Origin of the sequence: Companilactobacillus paralimentarius DSM 13238 = JCM 10415, assembly GCF_001434985.1 — a bacterium.
Lineage (GTDB): Bacteria > Bacillota > Bacilli > Lactobacillales > Lactobacillaceae > Companilactobacillus > Companilactobacillus paralimentarius.
Map to the genome: position 1 here is coordinate 66,114 of NZ_AZES01000165.1, position 12,964 is coordinate 79,077.

The 12,964-nt window shown below is 34.3% G+C and carries 14 protein-coding genes; 4 read left to right on the top strand and 10 right to left on the bottom strand.

The window, feature by feature from the left end:
• Positions 1-18: 18 nt before the first annotated feature.
• The 7 genes from coaE to FD33_RS12170 all read right to left on the bottom strand — a co-directional run bounded on the left by coaE (position 19) and on the right by FD33_RS12170 (position 8,018).
• Positions 19-612, bottom strand: a complete 594-nt coding sequence (gene coaE, locus FD33_RS12140) for a dephospho-CoA kinase (RefSeq protein WP_025084482.1) — start codon at positions 610-612, stop codon at positions 19-21.
• Positions 609-1,436, bottom strand: a complete 828-nt coding sequence (gene mutM, locus FD33_RS12145; protein ID WP_056956008.1) for a DNA-formamidopyrimidine glycosylase — start codon at positions 1,434-1,436, stop codon at positions 609-611. The genes coaE and mutM overlap by 4 nt, the downstream gene beginning before the upstream one ends.
• Positions 1,437-1,450: 14 nt before the next feature.
• Positions 1,451-4,108, bottom strand: a complete 2,658-nt coding sequence (gene polA / locus FD33_RS12150; RefSeq protein WP_025084481.1) for a DNA polymerase I — start codon at positions 4,106-4,108, stop codon at positions 1,451-1,453.
• Between the two features lie 114 nt (positions 4,109-4,222).
• On the bottom strand, positions 4,223-5,641 hold the full coding sequence (locus FD33_RS12155; protein ID WP_034543787.1) for an MFS transporter: 1,419 nt from the start codon (positions 5,639-5,641) through the stop codon (positions 4,223-4,225).
• A gap of 52 nt (positions 5,642-5,693) precedes the next feature.
• The gene (murC, locus tag FD33_RS12160; RefSeq protein WP_025084479.1) at positions 5,694-7,025 is read right to left on the bottom strand and encodes a UDP-N-acetylmuramate--L-alanine ligase; all 1,332 of its coding nucleotides are present in this window, start codon (positions 7,023-7,025) and stop codon (positions 5,694-5,696) included.
• 8 nt (positions 7,026-7,033) lie between these two features.
• Complete coding sequence (gene ytpR, locus FD33_RS12165; RefSeq protein WP_025084478.1) at positions 7,034-7,669, bottom strand: YtpR family tRNA-binding protein; 636 nt, start codon at positions 7,667-7,669, stop codon at positions 7,034-7,036.
• A gap of 22 nt (positions 7,670-7,691) precedes the next feature.
• Positions 7,692-8,018 (bottom strand): thioredoxin family protein, encoded by a 327-nt coding sequence (locus tag FD33_RS12170; protein ID WP_025084477.1) that lies wholly within the window; start codon positions 8,016-8,018, stop codon positions 7,692-7,694.
• 127 nt (positions 8,019-8,145) lie between these two features.
• Between FD33_RS12170 and FD33_RS12175 the strand changes: the two genes are divergently transcribed.
• A complete protein-coding gene (locus FD33_RS12175) occupies positions 8,146-8,460 on the top strand; it encodes a hypothetical protein (RefSeq protein ID WP_025084476.1) in 315 nt (104 codons plus the stop codon).
• Positions 8,461-8,473: 13 nt separating this feature from the next.
• Here FD33_RS12175 and trmB read toward each other — a convergent pair whose 3' ends face one another.
• Genes trmB through FD33_RS12190 form a run of 3 tightly spaced genes read right to left on the bottom strand, consistent with a single transcriptional unit; the run spans position 8,474 to position 11,090 of the window.
• Complete coding sequence (trmB, locus tag FD33_RS12180; protein ID WP_025084475.1) at positions 8,474-9,121, bottom strand: tRNA (guanosine(46)-N7)-methyltransferase TrmB; 648 nt, start codon at positions 9,119-9,121, stop codon at positions 8,474-8,476.
• 16 nt (positions 9,122-9,137) lie between these two features.
• Positions 9,138-10,355: an ABC transporter permease gene (locus FD33_RS12185; RefSeq protein ID WP_025084474.1), complete on the bottom strand. Its 1,218-nt coding sequence runs from the start codon at positions 10,353-10,355 to the stop codon at positions 9,138-9,140.
• Entirely contained in the window at positions 10,356-11,090 is a 735-nt protein-coding gene (locus FD33_RS12190; protein ID WP_025084473.1) for an ABC transporter ATP-binding protein, read from the bottom strand.
• A gap of 89 nt (positions 11,091-11,179) precedes the next feature.
• Here FD33_RS12190 and FD33_RS12195 point away from each other — a divergent pair, with 89 nt between their 5' ends.
• The 3 genes from FD33_RS12195 (at position 11,180) to FD33_RS12205 (ending at position 12,927) form a co-directional block, all read left to right on the top strand.
• Complete coding sequence (locus FD33_RS12195) at positions 11,180-11,608, top strand: HIT family protein (RefSeq protein WP_025084472.1); 429 nt, start codon at positions 11,180-11,182, stop codon at positions 11,606-11,608.
• A gap of 1 nt (position 11,609) precedes the next feature.
• Positions 11,610-11,903 carry a hypothetical protein gene (locus FD33_RS12200; protein ID WP_025084471.1) on the top strand — a complete coding sequence of 98 codons (294 nt, stop codon included), beginning with the start codon at positions 11,610-11,612 and terminating at the stop codon, positions 11,901-11,903.
• A 112-nt stretch (positions 11,904-12,015) separates the two neighbouring features.
• Positions 12,016-12,927, top strand: coding sequence for a peptidylprolyl isomerase PrsA (locus tag FD33_RS12205; RefSeq protein ID WP_025084470.1), 912 nt, complete (start codon positions 12,016-12,018; stop codon positions 12,925-12,927).
• Positions 12,928-12,964: the final 37 nt, after the last annotated feature.

Consider the following 12,964-nt stretch of genomic DNA (forward strand, 5'->3'; position numbering starts at 1 on the left):
TCCAGCCTCTTTTCCAAATTAAAGTTGTGGTATTAACCGACTAAACTCATCCTGAAGATGTGCTAAATCCTCTGAATTATCAATCACAAAGTCGGCACGCTCTTTTTTCTCGTACATCGACATCTGCGAATTGATTTGTTCCAAAGCAACTTCCTTACTTAAAGCGTTTCGTCTCATCAATCGATGCAATTGAATTTGCGGCTCGACATAGACACTGATCACACCATCAAAGTAATTTTGATAATTGCCTTCAAACAATAATGGTATTTCAAAAATGGAGATTGTTTTTTCAGTTGATCTTTTAACTTCAGCAACCGTTTGTAAAATTTCTTTTTTTATCAAAGGCCTCGTTATTTTATCCAACTTATCTAACTCATCTCTATCGCTGAAAACAATCGAACTTAATTTTCGACGATTAAGATTTCCATCGGGCAATAAAACTTGCTCACCAAACTGTTGGGTAATCTGTTTTAAACCTAAGGTTCCGACCTTGACCACGTCTCGAGCAACATAATCAGCATCGTATACGATGAATTTATTATGTCTAAATAAATTTAAAACGGTTGATTTACCAGAGGCAATCCCTCCAGTCAAACCATAAATCTTACTCATTTTACTACCTGGCACTTTGGACAAAAATGCGTACCACGACCTCCGACCTTGATCTTCACAATCTCAGTACCGCATCTTGGACAAGGTGTTCCTTCTTTTCCATAAACTTTTAAATTATTTTGCATGTTACCCTTGTGGCCTGTAGCATCCACATAGGTTCTAATTGACGAGCCACCAGCAGCAATTCCCTTATCCATCTCTTGATTAGAAGCCTCAATAATTTTTTGAATATCTTCATCACTAAGGTGATTAGCTGGCGTCTCAGGGTGCAATTTAACTTGCCAGAGAACTTCATCAACATAAATATTTCCTAGACCACTCATAACACTTTGATCTAACAAGACGGTCTTAATATCCTTATGATGACGCATAATTCTTGGCTTTAAATTTTGAAAAGTAAATTCAGTTGATAATGGCTCTGGCCCCAATTTTTTAAGCGACTTATTTTCTGATAATTCATCAGTGTTCCACAACTGCATACGACCGAATTTACGAACATCATTATAAATCATCTTTTGACCATTATCCAAAGTAAAGATAGCATGCGAATGCTTATCAATTGCACTTGGATCAGCTGAAATACGATACTTACCTTCCATTCTCAAATGACTAATAATTGTATAACCATTATCTAAATGAATCAATAAAAATTTTGCTCGACGACCAACATCACTGATAGTTGCTCCCGTAACAAATTCAACAAATTGATCCACATCACCAGTTATCAAATCAGGATAACGAATCTCAACATGAGTTATCTTTCTACCCTTCACTTGAGCAATTAAACTGCGTCTGACAGTCTCTACTTCTGGCATTTCTGGCATTTTATCACCTACTATTATTTAGCTTCGTACCAAGTCTTTCCATGAGCCGTTTCAACTTTCAACGGTACATCCAGTTTAACCGCTGAATCCATTACACTTGGAACTAATTTTTCTAAAGTTGCGATTTCTGAAACTGGAGCTTCAAAAATCATTTCATCATGTACTTGTAAAAGCAAATTAGCTTGTAAACTTTCTTTAACCAGCATTTTTTGCATATTAATCATGGCTACTTTAATAATATCAGCAGCACTACCTTGTATTGGGGTATTCATAGCTGTTCGTTGAGCAAAATTTCTAACATTGAAATTCTTTGAATGAATATCTGGAAGATAACGACGACGGTGCATAATCGTTTCAACATAGCCATTCTCACGAGCGTACTTAACAATATCGTCCATATACTTCTTAACTCCTGGATATTGTTCAAAATAAGATTCAATGAAGGCTGCCGCTTGCTTACGACTAATACCGATATTTTGTGATAATCCATAATCACTAATTCCATAAACAATTCCAAAGTTAGTAGCCTTAGCTTGGCGACGCATATTGGGTGTTACTTCATCAGTACTGTTTAATCCAAATATTCTCATTGCTGTATGAGCATGAATATCATAATCTTCGTTGAAAGCTTCCTGCATATGTTCATCCCCAGAGATATGAGCTAACACACGCAATTCAACTTGTGAATAATCGGCTGAAAAAATCTCCCAATCCTTATGTTGTGGTACAAAGGCCTTTCGAATCTGCTTTCCTTCGTCAATACGAATAGGAATATTTTGCAAATTGGGCTCAATTGATGATAAACGACCTGTTTGAGTTAATGTTTGTAGATAAATAGTATGAATTTTATTATCTGGTTGAACAAATTTTTGTAAACCAACCACATATGTCGATTGAATTTTAGAAATTTGACGATAATCTAATACTTTTTGTACTACTGGTGACTTATCTTTTAATTTTTCCAAAACATCAACTGAAGTGGAATAACCGGTCTTAGTCTTCTTAATTACCGGTAACTTCAAATCTTCAAATAGGACAACACCCAATTGTTTTGGAGAATTAATATTGAATTCTTTACCAGCCTCTTCATAAATTGTTTTTTCAATCTCAGCCAAACGTGTGGCAAAAGTATTTTCCATTTCCTTTAATTTAGAAACTTCAACCGTAATACCTTTGATTTCCATCTCAGCCAGAACAATCGACAACGGTAACTCAATCTCATCATAAAGACTATCCTGGTCATTGTCCTTTAATTCTTTCAACATTTGGTCTTTCAAGTTATCAATAACTTGTGCTTTTTGAGCTAGGAAGTTCAACAAAAGTTTCTCATCTTCGGGAACAGCTTTTTTAACACCTTTACCATAGAATTCTTCTTCAGTTGGCAAATTAACATTGTAATTCTTAGCTACTAAACCGATATCTTGTTTATTATCATTTGAATCCAATAAGTAAGACACTAGTAACATGTCAAAACTAATTCCGGACAAATCACAACCATAGCGATGTAATAAGGCAATTGTGCGCTTATTATCGAATAAATACTTTTCTTTTGTCTTATCAGCTAACCAATTTTTCAAAGATTTATTCTCTAAAATGGCAAAGTCAGTTGTTCCATAGAAATCTTTACCATCAGAAATCAAAATACCAATAATTGGTGCTGTATGATAATTTTCACCAAAGCCTTCAACAATCAACGTGTGAGCTTTAGAATCACTCACAATTGTTTTAACAGCCTCATCATCCAAAGGCTTTACAGTTATATCAGCCAGATCTTCAGCAGTATTCTCTTGAGGCACGTCCATCCGACTCAAAAATGTTTTGAAATTCATCTTTTGATAAAATTGCATCAATTGTTCTTCATCATCACCATGATATTCCAAATCACTCAATTTAATTTCTACTGGTGCATCCAAATCGATCGTAGCCAATTTCTTACTCAAGAAAGCTTTATCTTTATCACTGATCAGATGTTCCTTTAATTTACTTTTCTTCATCTCATCAACGTGATCATAAATACCTTCAACGCTACCATATTCATTAATCAACTTAATTGCTGTTTTTTCACCAACTTTTTCAACACCAGGATAGTGATCAGAGTTATCTCCCATTAAGCCTTTCATATCAATGATCTGATTAGGTGTAATACCTAACTTTTCTTGAACATGTTCAGGTGTATAACTTTCAGTTTCAGTTACTCCCTTTACATTGACTTTTACTGTCACCTTATCAGTGGCTAATTGTGTCAAATCACGGTCACCAGTAATAATAGTGACATCCATACCATCTTTTTCAGCCTTATGTGACATAGTTCCAATAATGTCATCAGCCTCGTAATCTGGCAATTCATAAGTTTTGATACCACGATAATTAAGCATCTCTTGAATCAACGGTAATTGTTCCATCAATTCTTGAGGTGTTTTAGCACGAGTACCTTTGTATTCATCAAACATTTTAGTTCTAAATGTGGTCTTTCCAGCATCAAATGCCACTAACGCATGTGTTGGTTTCTCATCTTTTAGAATAATTTCCAACATATTGTTGAAAGCGTACAGAGCATTAGTATGTATTCCCTCACCATTGACAAATTTATCCAAAACATTATGCATTGCAAAGAAAGCTCTAAATGAAACACTATTTCCATCTATTAAAAGTAACTTTTTATTTTTTGACATATATTCTCCAATAAAACTGAAATTAACTATCTCTATTTTAACAAATACCAACCTGTTGTAACAGTTTCCGAACAACTAAAAAAGCCTAGATTACAATCCAATCAAGGCTTTTACTTAGTTATTCTTCTTTTCGTATCTAAAATAGACATAAATCACTGATACCAGTACCAACAATGATAGAACAGTTAAAACAATAAAGTCAATTTTTGTTCCTAAAATTGTATTATAAACAATATTTTTCGTACCACTAGTTAAGGCTACCGCTGAAATTACGACTGACAAAACATTGGTCCCTAATGAACCGGCATATTGTTGCATCATACTGAATAATGAATTTTGATCCGATTTCTTAGAACCTTGAACCTGCATACTACCATCAGACAATGAAGTTCCAAAGCCAAAGTTAAATCCAATTCTTAAAATAATATAGATCAAAGTAATACTGGTTAAAGTTAAGCTCTCACTCTTGAACCAGAATAGTGCTGAACCAATCGTTATCAAACTGCCACTGAACAAAAGTGGTATCAAAGCGCCCTTCTTGTCATACAAATACCCGGCAAAGGGACCAACAATTGCCCCTAAAATAGACCCCGGCAACAACATTAAACCAGCCTGAGCCGAATCCAATTTCAAAGCTGTTTGCGCAAAAATTGGTAATACAAATGACAAACCGATATTAATAAATTGTAAACTGAAATAACTGAATAATCTGAGTCTTAAAACCGATAATTTCAAGATTGAAAAATCAATTAATTGACGACTGCTGCGCCGATTGTACCAACTAAAAATTCCAATAACAGCAATTGAAGCTATTAGCCAACCTACAAAATTCAGAGATATCCAACCGTGTGCTCCAGCCTGATCAAAGGTAAACAAAATCATCGAAAAAATAATGGCTAAACCAATAACACTACCATAATCAAACAAAATTCCCTTAGTTCCTGGGGCCTCTCCTTGTATCGAAAAATAACCTATCAAGAATAAAATAATAATCAATGGAATTACACCAACAAAGATTTCTCGCCATGTCCAGATGCGATTAACGATTCCACCATACGTTGGACCTAAAGCTGGAGCCAGAGAAATAACTACTCCAGCCAACCCAGTATAGAGACCTAATTTTGATTGAGGAACTTCCAAAAAAATCAGATTGAACATCAATGGCGTCGACAATCCTGTAGCTACTGCTTGTAAAAGACGACCAGACATTAGAATTGGAAAGTTTGGTGCTATCATACAAACAATTGAACCTATCAAACAGAGTACTGCCGCAAATATAAAAACTTTTCGTGGATTAAATTTTTTTAAAATATAAGCTGTTGTACTCATTACCATTGTCGTTAACAATAAATATCCAGTTGTTAGCCACTGAACAGTTCCCAAACTGACATTTAAAACCTTCGTCAATGTAGGAAAAGTAACATTCATCGAGGTTTCAATTAAAATTCCTGTAAATGACAATAAGCCAACCGCTAAAATCGACAATTTAACTCTTGTAGAAACAACATCTTTCACGTTTTTACCTCTTTTCATAAAAAAAGGCCATGACAATACGCTCTGTCATAGCCTTCTGTTAATTTAAATATTATTGTTGATTAGGATTTAAAGTACTCAATAGTTGTTCATAAGCCGTTTCATACTTTTGAACATCTCCAGCACCCATGAATATCATAACGGTATTATGGTATTCCAATAATGGAGACATGTTATCAAGTGTTAGAACCTTACCACCTTTATGAATCTTATTACCAAGATCCTTACTTGTAATATCACCATGGGCTTCACGGATGGAACCAAAGATATTAGTCAAGTAAACTTCATCAGCCATATCCAATGACTTAGCAAAGTCATCCATCAAAGCTAATGTTCTTGTATAAGTATGTGGTTGGAAGACAGCAATGATCTTCTTGTCAGGATACTTTTGTCTAGCAGCGTCAATTGTAGCTTTAATTTCCTGTGGATGGTGAGCATAGTCATCAATGATAACTTGATCAGCCACTTTCTTTTCACTAAAGCGTCTCTTAACACCACTAAATGTTTGTAATTCACGGTTGATCAAGGCATGATCAAGCTTTTCCATGTGACCTACACCAATAACGGCCAAGGAATTCAGAACATTGTGTTCACCAAACAATGGAACTTGGAAGTTACCGATATTCTCGCCGTCGATAGAAACATCAAATGATGATCCCTTAACAGTACGTTGAATGTTTGTAGCACGAATATAATCTGATTCATTTAATCCGTAGGTATAGATTGGTGTGTCAGCCTTGATTGACTTAGCATGTTCATCTTCACCCCAGATGAAGATACCCTTCTTAGTCTTTCTAGCTTCTGATTCAAAGGCATCAACAACATCATTGATTCCACCAAAGAAGTAATCGGGATGATCAAAATCAATATTTGTGATGATTAAGTAATCTGGTGAGTATGCCAAGAAATGACGACGATATTCATCGGCTTCAAAAACAAAGAACTTAGCATCTTTGATACCTTTACCAGTACCATCACCAATCAAATATGATGTCTTAGCGATACCACTTAAAGTATGTGCTAAAAGACCTGTTGTACTTGTCTTACCATGTGATCCGGCAATACCAATTGAAGTATAGTCAGAAACTAATGTACCAACTAATTCAGGATATGTAATTACTTTTAAGTGCATATCATTGGCTTTTTTAATTTCTACTTGATCATTACTAAAAGCGTTTCCTTTAACAATCGTTAAACCTTCATGAATATTCTTTTCATCAAAGGGTAAAATCTTAATTCCAGCTTGTTCAAGACCACGTTGTGTAAATGTATATTTATCAATATCTGATCCTTGAACTTCGTATCCTAAATCTTTCAAGATAAGCGCTAAAGCACTCATTCCTGTTCCTTTAATTCCAACAAAATGATAAACTGTCTTTTCCATAATAGCTCCTAATTGAACAATTTCTTTGCTTCTTCAAAATCAAATGCTTGACCAGCTGTACCATGATCAAGTACTAGAATACCACGTTTTTGTGGTGCATTTGGAATACCCAATTCTCTAGCTGAGCAAATCATTCCAAAGCTATCTACTCCACGCAATTCACCGGGCCAAATTTCTTTACCGGTAGGCATAACTGCACCTGGTAATGCAACTACGACTAATTGTCCTTGATCTACATTTGGTGCACCACAAACGATTTGAACAGGCTTATCCAAGCCCACATCAGTTTGCGTAATGTGCAAATGATCTGAGTCAGGATGAGCTTTCATTTCATCAACATGTCCGATTACGAACTTAGGACTCTTATCTGCTACTAACTTATCAGAAAAACCTGCTTGAGCAAGTGCGTCATTTAAGACGTTGACTTGTTCATCATCTAAGAATATTTGACCGGAGTCATTTTCAATTCCTAGTTTTTCTCCGAGGCTAAAGAAATTAAAACCGATGGCTTCATCATTTTTTTCATTAAAAATACGTACAACATTATCTTTTTGGGCAGTTCCTTGAGTGATACCAGCATCATTAGCTAGCTCAACGATAAGGACATCCCCTAAAACATCTGGATTATAAAAGCTTAATAGCAAGTTTTTCCCCTCACTTGATTAATTATTTGTTAATTACACTGTTAATAAAGGTCTCAACTTCTTCTTTAGTTTTGCGATCTTTATTTACTAGTCTACCAATTTCTTTACCATTTTCAATAACAACAAAGCTAGGAATACCCATAATCCCTAATTCTTGAGCAACTTCCATGTTATTGTCACGGTTAAAGCTGATCCAAGTAAAGTCTGAGTATTCTTTTTCTAATTCTGGAAGCTTTGGTTCAATAAATTTACAATCTGGGCACCAATCAGCATGGAAAAATAGAACATATTTTCCTTCTTTAGTAGCTTCGTGCCAGTCTTTTACGTTATAGTCTTCAATTGTCTTCATAACTAATTCACCTCTGTCAATAAGATACTTTTTATTTATTAAACGGTCAATTAAATGTTCTTGAGTATTCGAATGATATATAATAGTGGTAATATATCATTAAATTGAAATCAAGGAGTGATTTTTTATGAGTAAAAAAGGTATCGGTTCATTAATCGTTGCTGGTTCTGTACTTGTAGCTGGAACAGCTGCTACAGTTTTAGTAAAACACCATCTAGATAGCGAAAAAATAATTGATAAAGTTAAGTCCGTCTTGGGCGAAGATAGTAAAGTAATCGGTTCATGGGTAGAACCACTTTACCAACGTGTTGACGTAAATGGTCATTCCACATGGGGAATCGTTGGTGGCGTTACAACTATGGACGAATTTGACGTTGCTCAATATCACTTCATTGCTGACGCCATTACTGGTGAGTTACTTAATATTAAAAAAGTACAATAATAATAATCAATAATTAATTTTCAAATTGGGCTTTCAGGTAATTAATCCTGAAGCCTTTTTTTGAGAATTTTTTTTCATACTCAGTTTCAATATTCTTAGCATTTAAGACTTCATCATTGTGTAGATCCAATGAAATTTCATCAAATTTCATGCCAAAATTATTCATACTGATCAATGAATATTCGAACAGTCCCTGATTATCAGTCTTGAATTGTAGATAGCCATCATCCTTCAAAATATATTGATACTGTTTTAAGAAAGACTTATAAGTTAAACGGCGCTTTTCATGACGTGTTTTTGGCCATGGATCGGAGAAGTTTAGATAAACTCCAGCAACTTCATTTTCAGCGAACAAATCTGATAAATCAGCACCATTAGCTAACAATAGTTGCAAGTTGGGCAATTTTAACTCAACTTGCTTTTTTAGTACCAAGGCAATGGCACCCTCTTGAACTTCCATTGCAATATAATTATTTTGCGGATTCTGTTGGGCCAATTCAGTAATGAATTTACCCTTTCCAGAACCAACTTCAATGAATAAAGGTTGTTTCTTCTCGAAACGATCTTGCCACTTACCGGGCATATTTTCTGGTTGTACAGCAATTAGGTCAAGGTTGTCATTGATCATATCCTTGGCCCAAGGTTTGTTTCTTAATCGCATAAATCAAAATTCTCCATTAGTTTAAATATTTTCTCAGTTGTCTTGGCATATAGAAATAATTTACAAATACTAATACCAAAGCTCCAGCAACAATAATTATAAGTCCATTCATACTTAATCCAAACTTATAAATAATAGCTAAAGCACTGACGATCCATTGAATACTTAGAATTATTGTACTTAATTTTGTAAAAGAAGCAATCTTATCTTTGCTACTTATTGGATATAAACGTTGCATTAAATTTTGCATAACTTCTTTGAAGTATGGTTTCAATTGGAATCCAACTAAATAGATGAATAACATTTCAACAATTAAAGAAATGTAAAAGTTATCAATCAAGCAAAGCATGATTGCCTGAATAATCGTCAAGCGCAGGAAAAGACCGATATATTCATTATTTCTGACAAAACCACGTGCAAACAAATATAAGTAAGTATTAGAACTCTTCGGTTTAATGAAATTAAAGAGTCCATCTAACCACTTACGACGTTTAATTTTACTGTTAACACCAGGCACATCCGTAAATAAATTGTAGAAACGCTTGATACGAAACATCCGTTGGTTCTCAGTTTCAATTGCGTACTTCCACTGTAATTGTCCACTAGTTTCTAAAGGCCTTACTCTCATATTCAAGAACAAGTAATAAATCACTCCAACAATTACCATAATGGCACTCAAAAAATATGTTGAAGAAATCAAAGAAACAATCAAAAGAATGTTTGAAACTAGGCGCATGTTTAAACTTCCAAAGTGATCCTGACCATACAATGCCATCAGATTAATATTTAGGGATCCCAATTTGAAAACAATTAGGCCAATCGCAATTAAAACGATATCAATAATTTTCATTCCTGCTGCCCTTGAAGCAAAAGCTGACAACAAGAAATTAACCAAAGCTAAAGTTACGATTGGAATGAAAACACTGTAATTCTTAGCAGCTTTAAAATACTTATAAAATTCTTTTTCCTTAACTAGTAAAAAAGTACTGTCAGGTTCCTCAAGTAAAGTAGCAATTCCACCTACTTGCGTCGCTAAAAATAGCAGTAGGATAACAATTGGTTTACCCAAAATTAATTGATGATGAATTGTTCCTAAAAGATTAGAATACCAAAATCCTAAGGCACCTATCAAGACAATAAATGCGAGGACAAAATTATCATTAAAAATAAGTCTTAAATATTTAAATTGATCGAGTTGATGTCTTCTCAATCTTTCTTGCCATAAATTTGTCATTTAGAGATCCTCGTGCGACATCTTAATATAAATATCATCAAGATTACTATCCTGCTGCATATTGAATTTAGCTTTGAGTTGATCCAAAGTTCCATCAGCTCTAACTTGACCATGATTAATCAAAACAAACTTGTCCGCATGATTTTGAACAGTAGCTAGGATGTGAGTTGACATCAATACAGAACATCCGGCTTTTTTCTTAGCTTCAACAATATTCAAAAGATCATTAACCGCCAATGGATCTAAACCCGTAAATGGTTCGTCAATGATAAACAAACTAGCATCGGTCATAAAGGCACAAACAATCATAACTTTTTGTTTCATACCCTTGGAGAAATTTTGTGGAAACCAATCCAATTTATTGTCCAAACGAAATGTCTTTAACAATTTGGTTGCATTGGTCCAAGTTTTATCATGATCCAAACCATACGCCATAATTGTTAAATCAATATGCTCCCTTAAAGTCAGTTCAGGATATAAAATCGGCATTTCAGGAACATAAGCAATTTTTTTTCGATATTTTTCAACATCATCATGCAGACTAATTCCATCGATTAAGATCTGTCCTCCTCGCGGAGTTAATAGTCCGATAATGTGTTTGATAGTTGTTGATTTTCCGGCACCATTTAAACCAATTAAGCCAACAACTTGGCCACCTTCAACATTAAAGGTCTCTTTCTTTAAAACTGATACTTGACCGTATCCTCCGGTCAATTCTTTTACTTCTAAAGTCATGGATTAAACCACCTATTATCTGTTTTTAATAATGTTAATATGATAGCATTGTAGTAAATATATTGCTGTTTTTGAAAGGAGTTTTTTACATGGATGATTGTGTTTTTTGTAAAATTATTAACGGAGATATTCCTAGTACTAAAATTTACGAAGATGATGATGTACTAGCATTCTTCGATATTTCTCAAGTTACACCAGGCCACACACTCGTGGTACCTAAGAAGCATGTCAAAGATATCTTTGCTTATGATGAAGACTTAGCTGAACGTGTTTTCAAGAAAGTTCCTATGATTGCACGTGCTATCAAAGCATCAAATCCTAATATTATTGGTATGAATATCTGCCAAAATAATGGTGAAATTGCTTACCAAAGTGTCATGCATTCACATATTCATTTAGTTCCTCGTTATTCAAAAGACGATGCCTTCTCAATGCACTGGGGTGACAATACTGGTCTTGCTAGTGCTGAAGAACTTCAATCTCGTGCTGACAAGATCAAGGAAAACTTGGAGGATTAAAATGAAATTTTTTACTGGATTCGTGGTTGGTACCATTTCTGGAGTCGCAATTCATCTTGTCCAATCAAAAGATGCGCTATCTAGTGTTAATGATACCAAGATATTTCAGAATATAAAAGATTTTAAGGATATATTAACTGACTTACAGAAAAACGCTGCAGTAGTTCCAGAAGTAGTTTCTGGTATTCAAGAAGATTTATCCAACTACTCAGAAAGCATCAAACCAGATGTGGAAGAACTTCAAGAATCTATCGCTGAAATGAAATCAAATCTCAGCGAATTAAACAAAGATTGAAATTAAATTATGAAGTTTTTGTGATTTTTTCATAAAATGATAAACTATTAATAGCTTTTTATGGTAGTCTTTTCAACTGTAGATATATTTATTTAATTAAGGATGTGTAAAGATGAATAAACGATTAACTAAATGGATCCTAGCACTTGCTGGTCTATTTATGGTAACTGTTGTTGCTGCTGGATGTTCAAGTAACAAAACTGTTGCTACACTTAAGGGTGGAAGAATTACTCAAGAAGAATACTACAAGGAAATGAAGAGTTCTTCTCAAGGTAAACAAACCCTTCAAACAATGATTATCACAAAGGCCCTTGAGGACCAATATGGTAAGAGTGTTTCAACAAAACAAGTTAACAAGGAATACAACAAGTACAAGAGTCAATACGGTTCTTCATTTAGTTCAATTCTTCAACAAAACGGCATGACAACTGCTCAATTTAAGAAGAATATCCGTACAAATCTTCTTACAAAGGTTGCTTTGAAGAAGAACAAGAAAGTTACAAACAAAGAACTACAAAAAGAATGGAAGAATTACCAACCTAAGATTACTGTTGCTCATATCTTAGTAGCTAAGAAATCAACTGCTGAAGAAGTTATTACTAAGCTTCAAGATGGTGGAGATTTCACTAAGCTTGCTAAAGAATATTCAACAGATTCTGCTACAAAGAACAAGGGTGGTAAATTAGCAGCCTTCGATAACGATTCAACAAGTATTGATTCAGACTTTAAGACAGCTGCTTACAAGCTAAGCAAAGTCGGCGATTACACAACAACACCTGTTAAGACAAGTTACGGTTACAGTGTTATCAAACTTCTTAAGAAACCTGCTAAGGGTAACATGAAGGATCACGAAGCTGAACTTAAATCTAAGATTTACGCTTCATGGTTACAAGATTCAACTGTAATGCAAAAAGTTATTTCTAAAGTATTGAAGAATGCTGATGTTTCTATCAAGGATAGCGATTTGAAAGATGTTCTTTCAGGTTATGTATCATCATCTTCTTCAACATCAAGTAAAAAATAATTAATTGATAAAAGAACTCTGGACATAAAAATCCAAG